Here is a 21,475-nt window from a genome sequence, read left to right as displayed (position 1 = left end):
TAAAACATCATTCTTGGCTTAAGTACCGTGACAAAAAACAATAAAAGAGACGATTCTGTATTGGTGTGTACTTCCAAGGTATCCTCATCTGTCGCCTAATCACAACTAACAACGCAAATTATTTAGCGTTTTGATTAATGAATTCTGTGCTTCACTATTTATTTTTAATTGATATGCCAATTATTCAATTTGAAATATCGGTTTTGATAAGCGTTAAGTGCTGATATTTATAACGTAAACAATCAGATGGGGAGCTTGCTCCCCATTTTAGATCTATATCAATAAATGTTTAATTAAATAGTTAGAGATGTTAATCAATTAGTATGAAATTATACGGTTTGAAACCACTCAAAATGGAAAATTGTCATTGATAATAATAGCTTCGGTGATTCAACTATGTCTTTTGTAAGTCGTTGTATATAATGATATATATCGAATTGCAATTCGCTTTTTCAATTTCTATCGGCTAGAATCCTTACATAAATTAAGTGAACAGAGTGACGCATTTTACAGTTTAAAATCAGTGACTCGGTTCCAGATAAAACTCCTAGCCTTTGCGTCTAAGTTTGAACGACTGAATATGATGCACTGGCCGTGGCCTAGAGCCACCAGGGTGCAAGATAGAAATGTCTGCATCTCCCGTACTTGGAAAGGTGTGATTATGCAGCAACTTGTCGATCAATTTGACCGGAAATTTTATTATCTTCGGCTTTCTATAACAGATGTTTGCAACTTTCGTTGCACATACTGCCTACCCGATGGCTACAAGCCAAGCGGTCGCCATGAATTCTTAACATTAGATGAAATTCGTCGTATCAGTACGGCATTTGCAGAATTAGGCACAGAAAAAGTGCGTATTACGGGCGGTGAGCCGACTATGCGCAAAGATTTCAGTGATATTATTGCTGCCATCAATGAAAATGAATCAATCAAAAAAATAGCCGTAACAACCAACGGCTACCGTATGGAGCGAGATGTGCATGAATGGAAAGCCGCAGGGTTGAACGCGATCAATGTGAGCGTTGACAGCTTAGATCCACGCCAATTTGCGGCCATCACAGGGCAAGATAAATTCTTTCAGGTGATGAAAGGCATTGATGCCGCCTTTGAAGCAGGCTTCGAAAAAGTAAAAGTCAATGCAGTGCTCATGAAAAATGTCAATGATATTGCGTTGAAGTCATTCCTAAATTGGATCAAGCACCGACCAATTCAATTACGTTTTATTGAACTCATGGAAACCGGTGATGGAAGTGATATCTTCCAACGCTTTCATATTTCAGGCGAAACTATTCGCGAACGTTTAATCGAAGAAGGCTGGTATATGCTTCCTCGTTCTCGTAGTGATGGGCCAGCTCAAGTCTTTAGTCATCCAGATTACCAAGGCGAAATTGGGCTTATCATGCCTTACGAAAAAGATTTTTGCCAAAGCTGTAACCGCTTACGTGTTTCCTCACTAGGAAATCTCCATTTATGTTTATTTGGTGAAAATGGTATTCCACTTCGTGATTTATTGGGCGCAGATGACCAAAACGAAGCGTTAAAAGCGCGTATTCAACGGGGCTTACACCATAAACGAGAAACCCATTTTCTGCATATGGGCGATAGCGGAATTACACCAAATTTATCCGTAATCGGCGGTTAACTCTTTTTTATTTCAGGAGAAAATATGTCCCAACTGACTCACCTCAATGCGTCGGGCGAGGCGCATATGGTTGATGTTTCAGCCAAAGCTGAAACTGTCCGTGAAGCTCGCGCAGAAGCTTATGTCACCATGAACCCAGCAACCTTAACGATGATTGTCGATGGTAGCCATCATAAAGGGGATGTGTTCGCCACGGCACGTATTGCGGGTATTCAAGCGGCAAAAAACACTTGGCAGCTTATCCCATTATGCCACCCATTGTTGTTAACCAAAGTTGAAGTGACCTTGAAAGCGGAACCTGAACATAACCGCGTCCGTATTGAAACTTGTTGCCGGTTAACAGGGAAAACAGGGGTAGAAATGGAAGCGTTAACAGCCGCATCCGTTGCTGCGTTAACGATTTATGACATGTGTAAAGCCGTGCAAAAAGATATGGTGATTGGCCCTGTTCGTTTATTAGAGAAAACAGGCGGCAAATCTGGACATTTTAAGGTGGAATAATGATCACAGTATTATTTTTTGCTCAGGTACGTGAGCTAGTTGGAACGGAACGTTTAGAACTTACAGACTCGTACCAAAAAGTGGAAGACTTGCGCCAAGCACTTTCACAAAAAGGGGATCGTTGGGCGTTGGCACTTGAAGATGGCAAATTACTTGCCGCTGTTAATCAATCATTTGTTTCACTAGACCACCCTCTCTCAGAAGGGGACGAAGTGGCATTTTTCCCACCTGTCACTGGGGGGTAATATGGAAAACACCCATATTGCAGTACAAACTGAAAATTTTAGTGTTGGTGAGCAATATCAATGGCTTGCACAGTGTGATAGTGATGGCGCAGTGGTGACTTTTACGGGGAAAGTGCGTAACCATAATTTAGGTGACAGCGTTGCGGCATTAACACTCGAACACTACCCAGGAATGACTGAAAAAGCGTTAGCGAATATAGTCATAGAAGCAAAAGAGCGTTGGCCATTGCAGAGAGTTAGTGTGATCCACCGCATTGGCACCTTACAACCCGGCGAAGAAATTGTTTTTGTTGGGGTCACGAGTGCTCATCGTAATGCTGCATTTCAAGCGGCTGAATTTATTATGGATTACTTAAAGACCAAAGCCCCATTTTGGAAAAAAGAAACCTTACCTGAAAATGAACGTTGGGTGGAAGCGAAAGAAACCGACGAGGCGTCTGCAAACCGCTGGTAATCGCATTTTTTCCGCTAAAAAATACGAATTTGCTGAATGGTATTGTCAAAAGAATGTGTTAGACTTTGGTTAATTTCTCCGATTGCAGTATTTTTACTGGGTCGATTTTTCTTTTAGCGAAAGGGTAACCATCATGGGTCAGTTTGATCAACGTAATGATTCTCTTGTCCAGGGTGCCAATACTGGCGTTCAGGCATTTATGTCGCAAGTATACGGCTGGATGACAGTCGGTCTACTGCTGACAGCTTTTGTGGCATGGTATTCTGTAAGCAGTGGTTTGTACTACACCATTGCAACCAATAAGATTCTCTTTTTTGGAATGATAATTGCTGAACTTGGTTTAGTGATGGGCATTTCATTCCTGCTGCAAAAAATTAGTGGCATGGCAGCAACGGGCATGTTTATGCTCTATTCATTGCTCACCGGCTTAACGATTTCAGTTATACTTGCCGCATATACTGGTGAGTCCGTTGCGGGCACATTTGTCATTACTGCGGTAATGTTTGGTGCATTAAGTTTCTACGGCTATACCACTAAACGTAGCTTAACAGGTATGGGTAACTTCCTGTTTATGGCGCTGATTGGTATTGTTGTCGCTTCTTTGGTTAACATCTGGCTGCAAAGCACCATGATGTATTGGGTGATCACTTACGGTGGTGTTTTACTGTTTGCTGCTTTAACTGCTTATGACACTCAAAAACTGAAAGAAATGGGTTCACAAATTGATGAAGACGACAGAGAAACAATGCGTAAATACTCTATTATGGGTGCGTTATCTCTGTATTTAGACTTCATTAACCTGTTCTTAATGTTGCTGCGTATCTTTGGCGACCGTCGCTAATTTGAGTGGTTCTCCTCATTACTCAGTGAAATGAGGGGATAGAAGTCGTTAAAATTGAAAACCCTTGTTACTTCGGTAACAAGGGTTTTTTATCTAAATACTACCGTAAAATATGATTTGAATATTATTAACTTCTTTGTAATTCAAAGTGTTAATGATAGTTTCAATGCGTTTAATCGCTCTTCCAAAGCGTAATATTATTTCTTTTGATCACGCTATTTTCTTTCTAAATAAGTAATAGGCCACTGAACTGGTGATTATCGCAATGATGAATAATGGCCATAAACTATGGAAGATAACTGAAAAATCAGCATTTTTTAGGTATATCTGTTTGGTGATTTCAGTGAAATGACGAATTGGGTTAATCCAAGTGATTTGTTGCAGCCAAATTGGCATGTTTTCGACTGGGGAAATATAACCTGATAGCAGCACTGCTGGCATCATAAATACAAATACCCCAATGAACGCTTGTTGCTGAGTTGAACACAGTGCTGAAATAAGTAAACCAAACCCCACCAAGGACAACCCATAGAATAACATGGTGGCATAAAAGAGGAGTAGGGAGCCAGCAAAAGGAATTTGATAGCAAAAGATCCCAATAACTAGGACCAAAGTTGCCTGTGCAGTCGCTACTATCAATGCAGGCACCGCCTTACCAATAAATATTTGCCAAGTGGTAAGGGGAGAAACGAGCAATTGGTCCAGGGTGCCTTGTTCTCTTTCCCTCGCGATAGAAAGAGATGTCACAATCAGTACCCCGATCGTAGTTATTAAAGCTACTAATGAAGGCACAATAAACCATTTATAATCTAAATTGGGGTTGTACCAATTACGAACGATTAATTCACTGTTGTTCGGCAGAGTCTGTGATTGCGTTAGCTCATGTTGGTATTGAGTGACAATTTGTGCAACATAATTTGCTGCAATTTGCGCACTATTTGAATTACGTCCATCAAGGAGTAACAGCATATTAGCGTTATGGTGGCTTGCAATATCAGCACTAAAGTTTTGCCCAAAACGGACAACCAGCAGAGCCTTGCGGTTATCGAGCGTTTCACGAATTTCATGTTCATTCTTCAATAATAAAACTTGAGAAAACGCACTGGCTTTGGCGAGACGTTGAGTCAACTCGATAGAATGCTCACCACTGTCTTGGTCAAAAATTGCAATGGTGGTGTTAGTGACCTCAAGAGTGGCAGCCAGAGGAAATAAAATCATCTGAAATATCACGGGTAAAATCAAAATAGCCCGTGTTTGTGGTTCTTGAAGTAATGATTGAAGCTCTTTCATAATTAAGGTGTATAGGCGATAAAACATAACTTCACCTCAATCCAAACGACGGCGAGTTTTTAGCGCCGTCAGTCCAATAAAAAGTATTGCAGAAGCGATGAGTAGCAGGAAATCTATCAATAAAACAATATAGATATCACCCGCAAGAAAGAGAGTTTGTAAGCTGCTGACAAAGTACCGAGCAGGGATAAAATAAGTCACAGCTTGAATAATGGCTGGCATACTATCAATTTCAAAAATAAACCCAGATAACATGATAGCAGGTAAGAAAGCGGCATTCAGAGCAACCATCGCTGCATTAAATTGGTTACGAGTAATTGTTGAAATCAATAACCCCATCCCTAATGCCGTTGCCAAATAAAGGCTGGTAATGACAAATAATACCAATAGAGAGCCGCGATAAGGTACTCCTAAGACAAATGTGGTGACAAACATGCATAACACCATCACAAAAGTACCAAGCACTTGGTAAGGCAATAATTTTGAAAGCAATAACTCAGTTTTAGTGATTTGGGTTGAAAGCAATGCTTCCATCGTGCCACGTTCCCATTCTCTTGCAATAACTAAAGAGGTCAAAATAGCACCAACTACGGTAATAATGATGCTAATTGCCCCTGGAATAATAAAATGCTGACTAATTGCCGCTTCATTAAACCAATAGCGCATATTGAGCTCAATTAGTGGGTCTGTTGGGTAGCCTTTATTTTCCCCTTGCTGCACCAGCCACGTTTGCCACACACCTTGGGTATAAGCTTGCACAAAGTTAGCCGTATTCGGTTCGCTGCCATCAGTAATGACTTGAATTGCTGCATGACCTTGTTTTTGCAGCAATTGGGCTGAAAAATTTACAGGAATGACGATAATGCCGCGAATTTCACCCGCTTGCATTTTATCGATTAATAAATGGCGGTTACTACTAATAGTCGCATCGATAAATGGTGAACCTGTGAAGGTATCAACCAATTCACGAGCTTGCGAACTTTGTTGCTCAAGTAAAATACCGACACGTAATTTACTTGAGTCTAAATTGATACCATAACCAAAAATAAATAGTAACATCAATGGAATAAGCACAGCTATAAGAGCGCTGCTAGGATCCCGCACAATTTGTTTACTTTCTTTCCAGCATAGTGCTTTAAGCCTACGCCATGAAAAATGAGAAGCGGTGTGAGTCATAGTGCCTCCTGTTGCTTATCATAATTCATGATTAGCTCGATGAATGCATCTTCCATGGATGGGTCAGGGTTTTCAGCACTTGCGACTTGCTGTTTCAGTTCATCAGGGGTTCCTGCCGCAATAATTTTTCCATGGTAAACCAGCCCGATACGGTCACAATACTCTGCCTCATCCATAAAGTGAGTCGTGACCATAACGGTAACGCCTTTATCAACCATTCCATTGATATGTAACCAAAATTCTCTACGAGTTAGTGGGTCAACACCTGAGGTTGGCTCATCTAAAAATAAGATATCAGGCTCATGCATTAATGAGCAGGCGAGGGCTAAACGCTGCTTGTACCCCAGAGGGAGGGATTCAGTCACCTGATTGATAATCGGTTTGAAATTAAAGGCCTCAACCATTTCTTGGATTTTTTGGGTTTGTTGTTGATGATGTAAACCATAAACACCCGAAAAGAATTTCAGGTTTTGCCCCACTTTTAGGTTACCGTACAGCGAGAACTTTTGTGCCATATAGCCAAGGTGCTGCCTGACTTTGTTTGAACTCGTTTTTAAATCCATTCCAAGAACGAGTGCTTGCCCATCTGTTGGCTTCATTAACGCACACATCATTTTAAAAGTCGTCGATTTCCCTGCGCCATTTGGCCCCAATAAACCAAAAATTTCTCCACGTTTAACTTGGAAATTTACGGTATCAGTTGCCGCAAATTGACCAAATTTTTTGGTTAAGTTACGCGCTTCTATGACGGTTTCTTCAGGATTAGGCGGAATTTGCGGTACGATAGCGGCTAATTCCGAACGATGAGATGGGCCCCCTCCTAATAAGTCAATAAACGCATCTTCAAAACGTGGCTGTGCTTCAATGAGTTTTCCATCTGCCATATTTAATGCGGTTAATAAATTTGTCTGTGATGCATTAGGCTTCAAAATTAAGCGAATATAGCGGCCTTGGATTACACCATCGGTGGTTTCTGGTAATACGAGTGCGTTTTGTAATACAGTGCGTTTTTGTGTGGCTGGTACATCAAGTAAAAACGAGCGTCCCACCATTTTTTCAGTTAATAACTCGGGCTTGCCTGCATAAAGCTGTTTGCCTTTATTTAATAGCAGCACATTTTTACATTGCTGAGCTTCATCTAAATAGGAAGTACTCCAAAGAATGAGCATTCCATCATCGGCAAGAGTATGAACCATTTGCCATAGTTCGCGTCGAGCTATGGGGTCAACACCAACACCGGGTTCGTCGAGTAAAAGGACCTTGGGTTTTCCTAATAATGTACAGGCTAACCCGAGTTTTTGCTTCATCCCCCCCGATAATTTACCGGCTAGCCTATTGGTAAAAGGGGCTAGGCTGGTGAAAGAAAGCAGTTGCTGATAGGTTTTTTGGCGCTCTTCGCCGAGTACGCCACGCAAATCTGCGTACAAATTTAAATTTTCTTGTACGGTCAGGTCTTCATATAAACCAAATTTTTGGGGCATATAGCCAAGGCCAGCTCGCATAGCAATGCTGTCGTCGATAGGGTCGAGCCCCATCACGCTAATTTTCCCTGCATCTGGCTTTAATAACCCTGCAATCATGCGCATTAAAGTTGTTTTTCCTGCACCATCAGGGCCGACAAGGCCTGTTACAGAGCCCCCATGAATATCGATTGTTAAGCTTTCAACGGCTGGAGTATCCAAGCCAACAAATGTTTTCTCGACATTGGATAGGTGGATACTGTAATCATCACTCATAGCAAACTCTTACTGTTTATTATCAGCAAATTGAATAGTCACAGGCATACCTTGGCGTAAAGCATCATCTGCATCATTGACGACGATACGTAGTCGATAGACTAAATCGGTTCGTAAATCCGGTGTTTGTACGCTTTTAGGGGTAAACTCGGCGGTAGGGGAAACAAACCCGATGGTACCATGGTAAGGCTGATTTGGGCGGCTATCCGTATACAGCAAGACTTCTCTACCGGGGATGGCATCACCGAGGTGCGGTTCGCTAACATAGGCTCTGACCCAAACAGGACTTGTTAAAGTGACGCTAAATACGGTATTACCTGCACCGATGATTGTGCCAGGTTCGATTGCTCGGGTTAAAATAGTCCCAGAGGAAGGTGCAGTTAAAACGGTGTCTTGTAAGTCGAGTTCAGCTTGAGCGACAGCCGCTTCGGCTTGTAACCATTCGCCTCGAGCGGCAGCTATCTCTTCTTGGCGAAAACCGCTTTGGTATTGATTTAGTTTATCTTGTGCCGCTTGAAGGGCGGCAAATGCTTGGTTTCGATTGTTCTTCGCGTTATCTAAATCATTAGCTGAAATAACGCGGGAGGCAGCAAGCCCTTGCTGACGTTTATAGAAGTTATCGGCATATTGCCAAGCCGCTTGTTTTTGAGCCACTTCAGCTTCAACTTGTGCAACCTCTTGAGTACGGTAACCACTTTCTTTTAAAGCAAGTTGGGCTTTGGCGCTGTCACGCACCCCTTTGGCTTTATTTAACGCGTTAATGTAGGGGGCATCATCCAGTAGGCCAAGTTGCTCGCCTGCAATAATTTTTGCACCTTCATCAACGCTTAGGGATTTGAGCTTACCTGACACTCGAAAACCAAGATTTACCGTTCGGACATCAACATTGCCGTAGAGTGTTAATATTTTGTCTTGCTGTGATTGATAGTAGTAATAACCACCAATTGCAGCACCGATTAATATGAGAATAATGAAAACAACAACAGAACGGTTTTTATTGCTCATAGCTAACCTTACTTAAAGAATCAACGATATGAAAACAAACTTTGTTGTTAGAGGCCGCTGTTTTTAATGGAGAAATGTGGCACCAGCTGCAATAAAATCACCAGCCTCTAGTTATTATCAATGTGAATGAATCACTTTAATTATTTTATCATATCACTTTTCATATTGTTTGCGATGGCGTAAGCCTGCTAATAATATATTTGTATGTTCAATAAGAACTTGATTAATAATTTTAAATTCATTTTCATTGATATGTTTCCAACCCGTTTGGCGTAACAAAGTTTCTCGAGCAATTCGAAATGAAAGTGTTTCGCCAAGGATTGCGTGTGTGTGGATTAGCGTTGTTAAATGATTGGGGTCAGCACCAATGTAAATCGCAATCAAGCGGTTTAGGCGCGAATGTATTGGGCCTAAAGCCTGTTCATGGATTACCGTATAGGCTTCGGTCGGGTTGAGTTGTTCACGTGCTAATATCCGAGAAAAACTTAAATTTTTCTTTTCCAACTGAAAATGATTATAGGCAATGACTGTTTTTTGTAGTAAATCAAGTGCATCATCAGTTACTTGTACTGACAAAGGTTGATTTAGAAAGTTGTCAATTGCTTGAAAAACATCATGGAAATCGTCCCGAATAGTTTTTGCGATAAGCTGAGCTACCGCTAAGTAAAGACCTTCTTTTGAGCCAAAATAATAAGAAATTGCGGCAATATTTTGCCCTGATGCCTGTGCGATCTTGCGTGTAGTAGCGCCATCAAGCCCTTGTTCTCCATATACATCAGCAGCAGTGAGAAGCAATTGCATTTTCGCATTTTCTCCTCGCAACGTTGACGATGAACCTGTATTCATAACCATTCCTTTAAAAATTCAGAATTAAATAACACCTAATTAGCTCTTAATGGCTTTTCATTTTTATAAAAAGTAAAAAACGACATCTCATAGTACAATGTAAGTATATATACTATGTGGGTCGGATTTTATATTAATTTATTAACCAAACTAAATTAATATATTTATCATCTGTAAATAATGTTAGAATTTTACACAGTGTCGCACGGCAGTTTGCGCTTTTTCTTCTGACTCACTTCCCCCATAACTGCCACATTCAATTTGAAGCGGTGAAGCCCGGAGTAATTTAATTTGACTACTTTTTCAGACCTCGCGTTAAACGAGGAAATTTTGCTTGCCATTAATGAATTAGGTTATGAAAGCCCTACGCCTATTCAACAACAAGCTATCCCAGCCGTGCTTGCAGGAAACGACCTTTTAGCTAGCGCCCAAACTGGTACAGGTAAAACAGCGGGTTTTACATTGCCAATTTTACAGAAGCTTATTACAACTCCTCGATCAGGAAAGGATCGCAAGCCTATTCGTGCGTTAATTTTGACGCCAACAAGGGAGCTTGCAGCGCAAGTTGCTGAAAATGTAAAAGAATATAGCCGTCACCTGCGTATTCGTTCTTTTGTCGTCTTTGGTGGGGTAAGTATTAACCCACAAATGATGAAGTTACGTGGCGGGGTTGATATCTTAATTGCAACTCCGGGGCGCTTATTAGATTTAGAACACCAAAATGCAGTAGATCTTTCCCAAGTCGAAGTTTTTGTTCTGGATGAAGCTGACCGTATGTTAGATATGGGGTTCATTCATGATATTCGTAGGGTGATTAATAAATTACCTAAAAAACGTCAAAACTTATTGTTCTCAGCGACGTTTTCTGACGAAATCAAACAATTGGCGAATAAATTACTCAATAACCCTGTAACTATTGAGGTTGCTCCGCGAAACTCAGCTTCTGAGCAAGTGACTCAATATGTTCATCTGGTTGATAAAAAACGAAAAGCGGAATTACTTTCGTTTATGATTGGCCGTGAAAACTGGCAACAAGTTCTTGTTTTTACACGTACAAAACATGGTGCAAACCGTCTCGCTGAGCATTTAAATAAAGATGGTGTCAAAGCTGCTGCTATCCATGGTAACAAGAGCCAAGGGGCTCGTACTCGTGCATTAGCTGATTTTAAATCTGGGGATATTCGTGTGTTAGTGGCAACGGATATCGCAGCTCGTGGCCTTGATATTGAACAGCTTCCTTATGTGGTGAATTTTGAGCTTCCTAATGTTGCAGAAGACTATGTTCACCGTATCGGTCGTACAGGCCGTGCAGAAGCAACTGGGATGGCAGTTTCCTTAGTATGTATCGATGAGGCTAAGTTACTCAAGGATATTGAAAAATTATTGAAAAAATCGATTCCATTGATGGCGATTGAAGGCTATGAGCCCGACCCCTCCATAAAGGCGGAGCCTATTCAAAAAACACCACAACGCAATGAACGTCGTTCAGGTGATAGAAACCAAGGTAAACCACCACGTCGCAGTAATTCGCCATCGTCAAAGCCTAGTTCAGGGAAGGGGGCAAGTTCCCCATGGAAAAACGCCCAGAAAAAAGTCAAACAAGGGCGAAGTGACAGTTAATCTTCCATAAAGCTTGTAGCTCTTTTTAATGTTAATGGCATTAACTAGAGCTACCTGTGAAACTATTTCAAGCCTGTCACTGGTCACCCCCATCTTAGAATTTTCCTGCTCATCTATTGAATAAACGGTATGATAAGCAGGTGTTATTACGTTTTTTGTGAGCCATTTATGCGCGTTTTATTAGCTCCTATGGAAGGAGTTTTAGACCCTTTAGTACGTTGTCTATTAAGCGAAGTTAATAACTATGACTTGTGCATAACAGAGTTTGTTCGCGTGGTTGATACTCTTTTACCGGCAAAAACTTTTTACCGTTTATGCCCTGAACTAAAACATGGCAGTCGTACCCCTTCAGGGACATCAGTTCGCGTGCAGTTATTAGGGCAACACCCTCAGTGGTTGGCAGAGAACGCAAACCGAGCGGTCGAGTTAGGATCTTGGGGGGTTGATTTAAATTGCGGGTGTCCATCAAAAACAGTTAATGGCCACGGTGGTGGTGCGACGTTATTGAAGCAACCTGATTTGATTTATCAAGCTGCGAAATCAATGCGTGAAGCAGTTCCAAAAGAATTACCTATTTCGGTTAAGGTTCGTTTGGGGTGGGATAGTTCCGAATTTGCTTATGAAATTGCAGATGCGGTTCAACAGGCGGGGGCAACAGAACTTACTGTCCATGGTAGAACCAAAGAAGACGGTTATAAAGCAGAGAGTATTAATTGGTCTGCCATTGGAGAGATCCGCCGTAAATTATCGATCCCAGTGATTGCTAATGGTGAAATTTGGGACTATGCAAGTGCACAGCGCTGCCTTGAAATCACAGGTTGTGATGCCGTGATGATTGGTCGTGGAGCACTAAACACCCCAAACCTAAGTCGAGTGGTCAAATTTAATGAATCTAAAATGCCTTGGGAGCAAGTTGGCAGGTTGTTATTAAAGTATACAGAACTTGAAAAACAAGGGGATACCGGCCATTACCATGCAGCTCGGATTAAGCAATGGCTAGGCTATTTACGTAAAGAATATCATCAAGCAGATGAACTTTTTTCTCAGGTTAGGTCGTTAAAAAATGCCCAACAGATTGCGCAAGTGATAACTGAAATTGTGAGCAATTAGTTATGAATAATGTTGATTGGCAAAATTTTATAGTTGCGAAATTAACTTATAGGGTCTTTACTTAATTGGTAGGAGAGCGATTTAATTTATTTAAAGCTCTACTATTATATGAGAACATTTTGACATTATAGTGAAATTACCTAGTCTGGGAGGCGTAAGATGGGTGTAATTGCTTGGATTATTTTTGGTCTAATTGCAGGTGTTTTAGCTAAGTGGCTGATGCCAGGTACTTATCACATGGGGTTCATTATGACCACCGTGCTGGGGATTGTTGGTGCCGTTGTGGGTGGTTACATCAGTACTTTCTTTGGTAAAGGAAAAGTTGATGGTTTCAACTTTGGGAGTTTTGTTGTCGCGGTTATCGGGGCGATTGTCGTACTGTTCTTAGCCGGGATATTTGCCAAATAACCATTTCCTCTACTTGGTAAATCTTCATTCTATAAGCCACTTAAATATCAAGTGGCTTATATTTTTATGGAAGAAGAGGATTACGACTCGATTGGCAGGCCGTTATCTTGCCCCCATTGGGCCCATGAACCATCATACAAACGCACGTTTTGGTTACCTAATAATGTTAATGCCATTAATACCACAGCTGCGGTCATTCCTGAACCACAGGTCATCACTGAAGGTGCATGGATATCCACACCTTGTTTAGTAAAAATAGCTTTAAGTTGCTCCGGTGATTTGAATTCACCCTTTTCAACGAGAAGATCCCATGGGACGTTTTTGCTCCCAGGAATATGCCCCATACGTAGACCCGGACGTGGTTCTGGCGCTTTGGCAAGAAAGCGTGGTTCTGCACGAGCATCAATAATTTGAATTTTTCCTTGATTTACAATATCAAGCATGTGCTCTTGATTCAGTGCGTTACTGTCTTTACGTATGGCATGGAATTGTTTCGCAGCTGGCGGAGTAACTTCCCCGGACTGAACATCAAACCCTGCTGCTTTCCAAGCATCGATGCCACCGGCTAAAATTTTAACGTTTTTGCAGCCCATAGTGGTGAAAGTCCACCATGCTCTTGGGGACGAAAATAAGTTATTCTGCGAATAAATAATAACTTGGGTGTCATTACCTATGCCCATGGCACTAACTGCTTGGCTAAAAACATCGGCACTTGGCAGCATATGGGGTAAATCACAGCTTTTGTCTGCAATTTCATCTTGATGAAAGAACTGAGCGTTAGGAATATGTTCTTCTAAATATTGTTGGCGGCAATCATAAGGTGCGGTCGGTGGCGGAGAAGAAGCATCGAGTACAATGATGTTATCATCAAATAGATGTGAATTTAACCATTGTGGGGTTACGAAATAATCGTTGTACATAAGCTATCTCCATCCTGGGCTGATAAATTATTTTAAAATTACTGAATTTGATTGGGTGCTGGCAGTGCTGAAGGGGATTGCGGTTGCCCTTGCTCAAGTGGTGTGGTTGAACGTGTATAAATGTTCATACCCGCTAAAACAATACCGCCTACAGAACCAAAAGCGCATAATGCGCAAAGTGCGATAACAACCTTTTTCATTTTCTATAGCCTGCCTAGTGATAAAAATCCAAATGATATAAGAACTCAAAGTATAACCGGATGAGTGTTGCAAACAAGTTAAAAGCTATTTTTTCTGTTGCAGAATGGGCGTTTTGCAAAAAGCTTCCCAATTTTTATGTATAATGGGTATTAATACAGTAGTTTTGCGAAGCGGTTGGCAAAAGCGTTTTTTACATATTCCGTATTGTTGTCAGTTTCGTTATCTTTCATTTTAACTTTGGTCACCTGCATAATTTATGTCCCTGTCGAATAAAACTAAAGAACAAATAACTCAGTGGTATAAAGGGTTGTCCGTACAAATTGACGGGTTTGTTTCCCGAGCCCCGCAGCGGCAGATGATCGCGCAAGTTGCAAAAAATTTAGCAGATGATGACGGCCGCCATTTGGTCATAGAAGCACCTACTGGGGTGGGTAAAACGCTATCTTATTTAATACCGGGGATAGCGGTTGGTAGGGAAGAAGGTAAAACCTTAGTGGTTAGTACAGCGAATGTGGCATTACAAGATCAAATTTATAGTAAAGATTTACCCTTATTAAGCAAAATTATTCCTGATTTAAAATATACAGGGGCGTTTGGGCGTGCTCGTTATGTTTGCCCTCGTAATTTAGAAGCTATTTGTGCCGCGGAAGGCGAACAAATTGATTTAATGTTATTGGTGGAAGATAAAACAGAAATTGCGAATAGTGAAGAGCGGGCTATTTGTCAGCAACTGCGGCATGACTTTCAGAGTTTTGCATGGGATGGGCTAAGGGATCACCACAAACGTGCATTTAGTGATAGCTTATGGCGCAAAGTCAGCACAGATAAAATGAATTGTTTAGGTCGTAATTGTCAATTTTATCAGCGTTGCCCATTTTTTATTGCTAGGCGAGAAATCGAAGATGCCGATGTGGTGGTTGCTAATCATGCGTTAGTTATGGCTGCAATGGAAAGTGAATCGGTATTACCTGACCCGAAAAATTTATTATTAGTGCTTGATGAAGGCCATCATGTTCCGGATGTAGCAAGGGATGCCCTTGAAGTTGAAGGCGAAATTACGTTAGTTCAACTAACGGCACAGCTTGATAGCTTTATTCAGCATGTTGGGCAGTACATGGGGCAATTTCGTCCGGCGAAGCCACCAAAGTTAGCTAACCCCGAACGGTTACAGCAACATGCAGAAAAATTACGTGAAACATTTCGTGATTTCTCATTATTAGCGAATGCATTATTACCAGAAACATCAAAAGAAACTGAATATTTATTTCCGCTTGGTGTATTGCCTGAAGCTATGCAACTGAGCTGTCAGGCCTTGTTTAAGCAAACTGATGCATTACAGGGGCTGGCGGAAGCTATCTTAAATGATTTGACGGAACAAACCGCGAAGCAAGATATTGTCCGCTTACATCGCTCCATTATTGTGACTAGTAGGGCTATGGGGTACTTTGAAAATATGTCGAAGCTTTGGCGGTTGGCGGCATTAGAACAAAGTTCAGGTGCCCCTGTATCAAAATGGTTAAGTCGGCGTTATGAGAAAAACCAATCTCGCTTCTTTATGCATTGTGCAGGGATCCGAGTCAGCGAACAATTACAACATTTGTTATGGCGAAATGTTCCTCATATTGTGATTACCTCGGCAACACTGAGGTCATTGAACAGTTATTCACGTTTTATGGAACTTACTGGGTTATCCGAAAAAAGTGATGACCGCTTCGTGACATTGTCTTCTCCTTTTAACCATGTTGAGCAAGGAAAAATTATTATTCCTAAAATGGAATATGAGCCAACGATAAACACTGAAGCTGAACACTTAGCGGAAATGGCAGTATTTTTCCGTGAACAATTCACTAAAAATACTCACCGTGGAGTACTGGTTTTATTTAGTAGCCAAAGAGCGATGGAAGGTTTTCTTGAGCACGTAAAGGATTTGCGTTTGCAGCTTTTAGTTCAAGGAGATCAACCACGTTACCGGTTAGTCGAAACACATTGCGAAAGAATTAACCAAGGGCAATCTAGTGCCTTAATTGGCTTACAATCGTTTGCTGAGGGGTTAGACCTAAAAGGGGAATATTTAACTCAGGTCCATATCCATAAAATTGCATTTCCACCAGTAACAAACCCTGTGATTATCACCGAAGGGGATTGGTTGAAATCATTGAAGCGATACCCATTTGAAGTACAAAGTTTACCTAGCGCCTCATTTAACTTGATACAGCAAGCAGGTAGGTTGATTCGTAGTCATGAGTGCTATGGTGAAATTATTATTTATGATAAACGTTTGCTAACTAAAAATTATGGTAAAAGGCTATTAAATGCATTACCTGTATTTCCTATAGAACAACCTGAAATACCTAAAAACAGTAAATAACTAAGTTAACTTATTTTATTTTTAGGTATTTGAATAACAGTTTGATTATAGTTAATGACTCGCAAATAAAATGGCCACTCTACAGTGGCCATTGGTCAATTTTAATTGACTCTATTTACGACATTACTCAATATTTGCTTCTAAGAACCAGAGGAATTTATCCATATCGCGGGAAGCTGCGGTAAACATATCCGCAGTGTCTTCGTCTTCCACTTCATCAATGGCTTTACGGATATCATTCGCGACAATAGCATAGCGGTCGGCTAACGCTTTTAAGTGGTCTTGTACGCTATGGATATTAATTGGGTAAGCTTCTAACGAGGTGAAGCGGTTAACTTCTTGCGTTGTACCAATAGCAACACCTCCCAATTGAACCGCGCGCTCTGCGAATTCATCTAAATGTTCAACTAACGTGGTTCTAAAGCCATCTAGCATTTCATGGATAGCAATAAAATTACGGCCACGCATATTCCAGTGGGCTTGTTTAGTCATTAGAGAGAGATCGGTAAAATGGACCACCATAACATTAAGAATTCCAATGGTTTCCAATTTTACGCTGTCTTCCATATCATTACGTGTATATAAAAGTTCATTTGAAGATGCTTTAAATAATTTAGCTGTGCTCATGATTCATCCTCTCTTAAATATGAATTTGTTTAGTAACCTCATCTGTCAATAAATATAAAATAACCAAACTAATTTGTCATAATGTAATAAACGATTAATTTAATAGGTCTATTCGATATACTTTATTAACCGTTAATTAATTGTGGATCTTCGGTACTAATCGTTTTTGACAATAAGTGCGATAGAGATAATAATTTTTTATTTAAAGCATAAACTAGAAATAAAAATAGATTATTTCAAATTGATGAATAAAACTTTACACGAAAAAAGGTTAATAAATATCTATATATCGAATTTATTAACCTTGATTGTCTTTGTTTGCTTCGAGCTTTTAGTGGCTAGGACACTTTTTCGATTTTTGACTTTGGTACTGCTGTTGAGGTGGAGCCAATAGAAGCACAGACAATACATAATAATGCCAACCATTGAGTCATCGTTAAGTGCTCATTTAGGAAAACAATTCCTAAAAATGCGCCCATACAAGGTTCAAGGCTCATCAATGTACCAAAAGTTCGGGCTGGTAAACGCGTTAGCGCGATCATTTCTAATGTATAAGGAAATGCGGTTGATAAAATCGCGACTGCTAGTGCAATAGGTAAAATTGAGGGGTCGAACATCACCTCGACACCTGTTTGCATTAAGCCGATAGGGAAGAAGATCATGGCAGAAATAAATGAACCTATTGCAACGGTTGCTGCACCGTAACCCGCTCCTGCACGTTGCCCGAATATAATATATAACCCCCAGCAGACACCGGCTCCGAGAGCATAGAGAGCACCGAGTGTATCAATGGAATCAATATTATCGCCGATTGGAAGTAAGAATAATAACCCAACAATAACAAGGGCTATCCATAAAAAATCAATCGGACGGCGAGAAGAAAACATCGCAACGGCTAAAGGACCAGTAAATTCTAAAGCAACAGCTATCCCTAATGGAATTCGTTCAAGAGATAGGTAAAACAAATAATTCATCGTACCTAGGGATAACCCATAAGCAAGCAATGGAACTAGCGAATTTTTTCTGAATTTTAAACGCCAAGGCTTAAAAATAACGAACAAAATAATAGTAGCAAGCAATAAACGTAAACCAGTAACACCGGGAGCGCCGATAACAGGAAATAAAGTTTTAGCTAAAGAAGCTCCGCTTTGAATAGAGGTCATTGCAAGCAGTAATAACCCTATAGGTAATAGCGGAAATGCGCTCTTTTTAGTGTCGGCAGACATAAATAAGTAAACCTCGGAAAACGTAACTTAATTGATAATAAATATTTAGAAAATAAGTATTCAGTGATGAAAAATAATTTCTTAAAGATTATCTCATAAAACAGCACGGCTTTATATTTGTTTATGGTTTAGCTATAGAGAATAAGGGGGTAAATGTGCTCTATTGGTTGTCAACATGTTGGTTTAGGTGAATAGCAGTGCTATAAACATGAGTAAGTCTCATTTTATTATGGCGAAGAGTGAAGCTTGAGCTTCTGTATTAGGCTCGTATAATTCAGTGCTTTAACTAAAAAGTCACAATAAAAATGGAAAATGAGGAACAAATGGGAAAAATTAAAAGTATTGCAGTGTATTGTGGTTCCAGTATGGGAAAAAATGAGGTCTATCAGCAAAAAGCCATTGAGTTTGCTAAAGAAATGGTTAAACGTGATATCACGTTAGTCTATGGTGGAGCGAGCGTGGGAATTATGGGGACAGTTGCTGATACCGTATTGTCATTAGGGGGAAAAGCGATTGGGGTGATCCCATTATTGCTAGAAGAACGTGAAATTTCTCATAAGAATTTAACTGAGTTGTATAAAGTTGAAACGATGCATCAGCGTAAAAGTAAAATGATTGAGCTTGCGGATGCCTTTGTCGCTTTGCCTGGCGGTTATGGCACACTTGAAGAGTACGCAGAAGTATTTACTTGGAGCCAAATTGGTTTACATGCTAAGCCATGCGCTTTATTTAATATTAATAATTATTGGCAACCATTGATTGATATGACAAATAAGATGGCAGATGAAGGTTTCCTCCATGAAAAATACCGTCATATGGCGATTGTGAATGATTCTCCCGCTGAGTTATTAGAAAGTTTTGAATCTTATGTCGCCCCACCAATTAAAACCTACGACTAGCGTTAATATTAAAATCACAGAGAGGAATGCATGATAAGGGAAGCTATTAAAAGTGATGTAGAATCCATTTTATCGCTTTACCAAATTTTGTTTTCGGAAATGGCATTATTCGACCCTGAACGTTTACAACCAGCGGAGCAGACTAGGGAATTTATTGAAAATGCGATTATTGACGATAAATTTTGTTTATTAGTTGCTGAATTTAACAGTGAGATTAAAGGGTTTTGTATTGCACAACAACAAGCTGCTGACCCTTATAACTGTGTTGTTCCTCGAAATTTTGGTTATATCTTTGACCTAGTTGTTGCTCCTAATTTCCGTGGTGAAAAAGCAGGGCAAAAATTACTAAATGCGATGAAAGCCTGGGCGAAAAGTCGACAACTAAGCCACTTGGAGTTGTCAGTGTTAGCGCAAAACCATAAAGCGATTAAATTTTATGAGCGAGAAGGGCTAACTGAAATCAGCCGTACTATGGGGATCACTCTTTAGTTTGGCATTTAGTCAGCCTTTCCTTTCGTGTTAATCAATTTGCTGAAAACAGCACAAGATCTAAGCGGTGTAATATGGCATAATGCGCCGCTATTTATACCTGCCATACTCTAATGACCATACATGGAGTGTATTTTGCTGCTCAAATCACTATTTTGGGTTGTTTTGCACGCTGTAGTCATAGACCCCTAATCATCGCAGGCTATTTTACACCGTTTAATTTAAGGCATAGCAGTGTTAACAACGAACAATATCACTATGCAGTTTGGCAGTAAGCCACTGTTTGAAAACATTTCAGTTAAATTTGGCACAGGCAACCGTTATGGTTTGATCGGCGCAAATGGCGCGGGTAAATCCACGTTTATGAAGATTTTAGGGGGAGATTTAACCCCTACAGCTGGAAATGTGAGCACGACTGATCCAAATGAGCGTATTGGTAAACTTCGCCAAGATCAGTTCGCATTTGAAGAATTTACCGTACTTGATACCGTGATCATGGGCCATAGCGAGCTGTGGGACGTCAAACAAGAGCGCGATAGAATCTATGCTTTACCTGAAATGAGCGAAGAAGACGGCTACCGTGTGGCTGACCTAGAAGTCGCTTATGGTGAAATGGACGGTTATAGTGCGGAAGCGCGCGCAGGTGAATTATTACTGGGTGTGGGTATTCCTGTTGAACAACACTATGGGCCGATGAGTGAAGTCGCGCCAGGCTGGAAGCTGCGGGTACTGTTGGCTCAAGCCCTATTTTCTGACCCTGATATCTTATTACTCGATGAGCCGACGAATAACTTGGATATCGATACGATTCGTTGGTTAGAGCAAGTGCTGAACGATCGTAACTGTACTATGATCATTATTTCCCATGATAGGCACTTTTTAAATACCGTATGTACCCATATGGCTGATCTAGATTACGGTGAATTGCGTTTATTCACTGGTAACTATGATGAATATATGATCGCGGCAACTCAAGCACGTGAGCGTTTACTGGCAGATAACGCGAAGAAAAAAGCACAAATTGCAGAACTGCAATCTTTTGTTAGCCGCTTTAGCGCTAACGCATCTAAATCGAAACAAGCGACTTCACGCGCACGTCAAATTGATAAAATTCAATTGGATGAAGTGAAAGCTTCTAGCCGACAAAATCCATTTATTCGTTTTGAACAAGAGAAAAAATTGTTCCGAAATGCGCTTGAATTAGAAGCTGTAACGAACGGTTATGACCAAGGGCCATTATTCAAAAACGTCAATTTATTACTGGAAGTTGGCGAAAAAATGGCAGTTATTGGTGCTAATGGTATCGGTAAAACCACATTCTTAAAAACGCTGGTGGGCGAACAGCCTGCAACGAGTGGAATGGTTAAATGGTCAGAAAACAGCAGCATTGGGTATTATGCCCAAGACCACGCAGAAGATTTTGAAACGGATTTAACTGTGTTTGACTGGATGAGTCAGTGGAAAAGTGAAGGGGATGACGAGCAAGCGGTGCGCAGTATTTTAGGCCGTTTACTGTTTTCTCAAGATGACATTAAAAAGAAAGTTAAAGTGTTATCCGGTGGTGAACAAGGGCGTATGTTATTTGGTAAGTTAATGATGCAACAGCCAAATATTTTGATTATGGATGAGCCAACCAATCACTTGGATATGGAATCTATCGAGTCATTAAACTTAGCCCTCGAATTATACAAAGGTACGTTAATTTTCGTTTCTCATGACCGTGAGTTTGTTAGCTCGTTAGCGAGCCGTATTTTAGAAATCAAAGAAGATAAAGTAATTGATTTCAAAGGTACTTATGACGAATACCTGACAAGCCAAGGTGTGGTTATCTAAATAGAGTTTTTAGATTAGAAACAAAAAGCCCTCAAATT

At 40.5% G+C, this 21,475-nt stretch carries 21 protein-coding genes and 1 riboswitch; of the genes, 12 read left to right on the top strand and 9 right to left on the bottom strand.

The window, feature by feature from the left end; all coding sequences use genetic code 11:
• Positions 1-532 precede the first annotated feature (532 nt).
• Positions 533-672, top strand: a riboswitch (molybdenum cofactor riboswitch).
• The 5 genes from moaA to PZ638_RS14955 all read left to right on the top strand — a co-directional run bounded on the left by moaA (position 662) and on the right by PZ638_RS14955 (position 3,683).
• Entirely contained in the window at positions 662-1,642 is a 981-nt protein-coding gene (gene moaA, locus PZ638_RS14975) for a GTP 3',8-cyclase MoaA (RefSeq protein ID WP_206277441.1), read from the top strand. Its footprint overlaps the riboswitch before it by 11 nt.
• A 24-nt stretch (positions 1,643-1,666) precedes the next feature.
• On the top strand, positions 1,667-2,143 hold the full coding sequence (gene moaC, locus PZ638_RS14970; protein WP_094962424.1) for a cyclic pyranopterin monophosphate synthase MoaC: 477 nt from the start codon (positions 1,667-1,669) through the stop codon (positions 2,141-2,143).
• Positions 2,143-2,388, top strand: a complete 246-nt coding sequence (moaD, locus tag PZ638_RS14965; protein ID WP_004256672.1) for a molybdopterin synthase sulfur carrier subunit — start codon at positions 2,143-2,145, stop codon at positions 2,386-2,388. Before moaC ends, moaD begins: the two co-directional genes overlap by 1 nt.
• Position 2,389: 1 nt before the next feature.
• On the top strand, positions 2,390-2,842 hold the full coding sequence (gene moaE, locus PZ638_RS14960) for a molybdopterin synthase catalytic subunit MoaE (protein WP_004256668.1): 453 nt from the start codon (positions 2,390-2,392) through the stop codon (positions 2,840-2,842).
• 133 nt (positions 2,843-2,975) lie between these two features.
• On the top strand, positions 2,976-3,683 hold the full coding sequence (locus tag PZ638_RS14955; RefSeq protein ID WP_004256664.1) for a Bax inhibitor-1/YccA family protein: 708 nt from the start codon (positions 2,976-2,978) through the stop codon (positions 3,681-3,683).
• 210 nt (positions 3,684-3,893) lie between these two features.
• Here PZ638_RS14955 and PZ638_RS14950 read toward each other — a convergent pair whose 3' ends face one another.
• The 5 genes from PZ638_RS14950 to PZ638_RS14930 all read right to left on the bottom strand — a co-directional run bounded on the left by PZ638_RS14950 (position 3,894) and on the right by PZ638_RS14930 (position 9,742).
• Positions 3,894-5,000, bottom strand: coding sequence for an ABC transporter permease (locus PZ638_RS14950; RefSeq protein WP_112307671.1), 1,107 nt, complete (start codon positions 4,998-5,000; stop codon positions 3,894-3,896).
• Between the two features lie 9 nt (positions 5,001-5,009).
• A complete protein-coding gene (locus PZ638_RS14945; protein WP_094962426.1) occupies positions 5,010-6,149 on the bottom strand; it encodes an ABC transporter permease in 1,140 nt (379 codons plus the stop codon).
• Positions 6,146-7,885, bottom strand: a complete 1,740-nt coding sequence (locus PZ638_RS14940; protein ID WP_164455861.1) for an ATP-binding cassette domain-containing protein — start codon at positions 7,883-7,885, stop codon at positions 6,146-6,148. Before PZ638_RS14940 ends, PZ638_RS14945 begins: the two co-directional genes overlap by 4 nt.
• Before the next feature lie 9 nt (positions 7,886-7,894).
• Positions 7,895-8,890, bottom strand: coding sequence for a secretion protein HlyD (gene hlyD / locus PZ638_RS14935; protein WP_094962428.1), 996 nt, complete (start codon positions 8,888-8,890; stop codon positions 7,895-7,897).
• A 153-nt stretch (positions 8,891-9,043) separates the two neighbouring features.
• Positions 9,044-9,742, bottom strand: a complete 699-nt coding sequence (locus tag PZ638_RS14930) for a CerR family C-terminal domain-containing protein (protein ID WP_004256610.1) — start codon at positions 9,740-9,742, stop codon at positions 9,044-9,046.
• 285 nt (positions 9,743-10,027) lie between these two features.
• Here PZ638_RS14930 and rhlE point away from each other — a divergent pair, with 285 nt between their 5' ends.
• The 3 genes from rhlE to PZ638_RS14915 all read left to right on the top strand — a co-directional run bounded on the left by rhlE (position 10,028) and on the right by PZ638_RS14915 (position 12,874).
• Complete coding sequence (gene rhlE / locus PZ638_RS14925; protein WP_094962429.1) at positions 10,028-11,356, top strand: ATP-dependent RNA helicase RhlE; 1,329 nt, start codon at positions 10,028-10,030, stop codon at positions 11,354-11,356.
• Between the two features lie 168 nt (positions 11,357-11,524).
• A complete protein-coding gene (dusC, locus tag PZ638_RS14920; protein WP_094962430.1) occupies positions 11,525-12,466 on the top strand; it encodes a tRNA dihydrouridine(16) synthase DusC in 942 nt (313 codons plus the stop codon).
• 159 nt (positions 12,467-12,625) lie between these two features.
• Positions 12,626-12,874 carry a GlsB/YeaQ/YmgE family stress response membrane protein gene (locus tag PZ638_RS14915; RefSeq protein WP_004256598.1) on the top strand — a complete coding sequence of 83 codons (249 nt, stop codon included), beginning with the start codon at positions 12,626-12,628 and terminating at the stop codon, positions 12,872-12,874.
• Positions 12,875-12,954: 80 nt separating this feature from the next.
• Here PZ638_RS14915 and sseA read toward each other — a convergent pair whose 3' ends face one another.
• Together sseA and PZ638_RS14905 are read right to left on the bottom strand one after the other, a co-directional pair.
• The gene (gene sseA, locus PZ638_RS14910; RefSeq protein ID WP_094962431.1) at positions 12,955-13,794 is read right to left on the bottom strand and encodes a 3-mercaptopyruvate sulfurtransferase; all 840 of its coding nucleotides are present in this window, start codon (positions 13,792-13,794) and stop codon (positions 12,955-12,957) included.
• Positions 13,795-13,832: 38 nt separating this feature from the next.
• A complete protein-coding gene (locus PZ638_RS14905; protein ID WP_004256593.1) occupies positions 13,833-13,994 on the bottom strand; it encodes a hypothetical protein in 162 nt (53 codons plus the stop codon).
• Between the two features lie 257 nt (positions 13,995-14,251).
• Here PZ638_RS14905 and dinG point away from each other — a divergent pair, with 257 nt between their 5' ends.
• Positions 14,252-16,363: an ATP-dependent DNA helicase DinG gene (dinG, locus tag PZ638_RS14900; RefSeq protein WP_094962432.1), complete on the top strand. Its 2,112-nt coding sequence runs from the start codon at positions 14,252-14,254 to the stop codon at positions 16,361-16,363.
• A 123-nt stretch (positions 16,364-16,486) separates the two neighbouring features.
• Here dinG and dps read toward each other — a convergent pair whose 3' ends face one another.
• Together dps and rhtA are read right to left on the bottom strand one after the other, a co-directional pair.
• A complete protein-coding gene (dps, locus tag PZ638_RS14895) occupies positions 16,487-16,990 on the bottom strand; it encodes a DNA starvation/stationary phase protection protein Dps (RefSeq protein WP_004256573.1) in 504 nt (167 codons plus the stop codon).
• A gap of 338 nt (positions 16,991-17,328) precedes the next feature.
• Positions 17,329-18,216, bottom strand: a complete 888-nt coding sequence (rhtA, locus tag PZ638_RS14890; protein WP_004256572.1) for a threonine/homoserine exporter RhtA — start codon at positions 18,214-18,216, stop codon at positions 17,329-17,331.
• A 323-nt stretch (positions 18,217-18,539) separates the two neighbouring features.
• Here rhtA and PZ638_RS14885 point away from each other — a divergent pair, with 323 nt between their 5' ends.
• The 3 genes from PZ638_RS14885 (at position 18,540) to PZ638_RS14875 (ending at position 21,437) form a co-directional block, all read left to right on the top strand.
• The gene (locus PZ638_RS14885) at positions 18,540-19,115 is read left to right on the top strand and encodes an LOG family protein (RefSeq protein ID WP_094962433.1); all 576 of its coding nucleotides are present in this window, start codon (positions 18,540-18,542) and stop codon (positions 19,113-19,115) included.
• 30 nt (positions 19,116-19,145) lie between these two features.
• The gene (locus tag PZ638_RS14880; RefSeq protein ID WP_144140389.1) at positions 19,146-19,604 is read left to right on the top strand and encodes a GNAT family N-acetyltransferase; all 459 of its coding nucleotides are present in this window, start codon (positions 19,146-19,148) and stop codon (positions 19,602-19,604) included.
• A 258-nt stretch (positions 19,605-19,862) separates the two neighbouring features.
• Entirely contained in the window at positions 19,863-21,437 is a 1,575-nt protein-coding gene (locus PZ638_RS14875; RefSeq protein ID WP_004256567.1) for an ABC-F family ATPase, read from the top strand.
• Positions 21,438-21,475 lie beyond the last annotated feature (38 nt).

The sequence above is a fragment of the Providencia hangzhouensis genome, from assembly GCF_029193595.2.
Classification (GTDB): Bacteria; Pseudomonadota; Gammaproteobacteria; order Enterobacterales; family Enterobacteriaceae; genus Providencia; species Providencia hangzhouensis.
Note: the sequence above shows the minus strand (reverse complement) of the source record. Positions and strands in the feature narration are given on the sequence as shown.

Bases quoted from the DNA above. Each gene is read 5' to 3' on its own strand.
- moaA (WP_206277441.1), top strand. From the start codon at position 662: ATGCAGCAACTTGTCGATCAATTTGACCGGAAATTTTATTATCTTCGG.
- moaC (WP_094962424.1), top strand. From the start codon at position 1,667: ATGTCCCAACTGACTCACCTCAATGCGTCGGGCGAGGCGCATATGGTT.
- moaD (WP_004256672.1), top strand. From the start codon at position 2,143: ATGATCACAGTATTATTTTTTGCTCAGGTACGTGAGCTAGTTGGAACG.
- moaE (WP_004256668.1), top strand. From the start codon at position 2,390: ATGGAAAACACCCATATTGCAGTACAAACTGAAAATTTTAGTGTTGGT.
- PZ638_RS14955 (WP_004256664.1), top strand. From the start codon at position 2,976: ATGGGTCAGTTTGATCAACGTAATGATTCTCTTGTCCAGGGTGCCAAT.
- PZ638_RS14950 (WP_112307671.1), bottom strand. From the start codon at position 5,000: ATGTTTTATCGCCTATACACCTTAATTATGAAAGAGCTTCAATCATTA.
- PZ638_RS14945 (WP_094962426.1), bottom strand. From the start codon at position 6,149: ATGACTCACACCGCTTCTCATTTTTCATGGCGTAGGCTTAAAGCACTA.
- PZ638_RS14940 (WP_164455861.1), bottom strand. From the start codon at position 7,885: ATGAGTGATGATTACAGTATCCACCTATCCAATGTCGAGAAAACATTT.
- hlyD (WP_094962428.1), bottom strand. From the start codon at position 8,890: ATGAGCAATAAAAACCGTTCTGTTGTTGTTTTCATTATTCTCATATTA.
- PZ638_RS14930 (WP_004256610.1), bottom strand. From the start codon at position 9,742: ATGGTTATGAATACAGGTTCATCGTCAACGTTGCGAGGAGAAAATGCG.
- dusC (WP_094962430.1), top strand. From the start codon at position 11,525: ATGCGCGTTTTATTAGCTCCTATGGAAGGAGTTTTAGACCCTTTAGTA.
- PZ638_RS14915 (WP_004256598.1), top strand. From the start codon at position 12,626: ATGGGTGTAATTGCTTGGATTATTTTTGGTCTAATTGCAGGTGTTTTA.
- sseA (WP_094962431.1), bottom strand. From the start codon at position 13,794: ATGTACAACGATTATTTCGTAACCCCACAATGGTTAAATTCACATCTA.
- PZ638_RS14905 (WP_004256593.1), bottom strand. From the start codon at position 13,994: ATGAAAAAGGTTGTTATCGCACTTTGCGCATTATGCGCTTTTGGTTCT.
- dinG (WP_094962432.1), top strand. From the start codon at position 14,252: ATGTCCCTGTCGAATAAAACTAAAGAACAAATAACTCAGTGGTATAAA.
- dps (WP_004256573.1), bottom strand. From the start codon at position 16,990: ATGAGCACAGCTAAATTATTTAAAGCATCTTCAAATGAACTTTTATAT.
- rhtA (WP_004256572.1), bottom strand. From the start codon at position 18,216: ATGTCTGCCGACACTAAAAAGAGCGCATTTCCGCTATTACCTATAGGG.
- PZ638_RS14885 (WP_094962433.1), top strand. From the start codon at position 18,540: ATGGGAAAAATTAAAAGTATTGCAGTGTATTGTGGTTCCAGTATGGGA.
- PZ638_RS14880 (WP_144140389.1), top strand. From the start codon at position 19,146: ATGATAAGGGAAGCTATTAAAAGTGATGTAGAATCCATTTTATCGCTT.
- PZ638_RS14875 (WP_004256567.1), top strand. From the start codon at position 19,863: ATGCAGTTTGGCAGTAAGCCACTGTTTGAAAACATTTCAGTTAAATTT.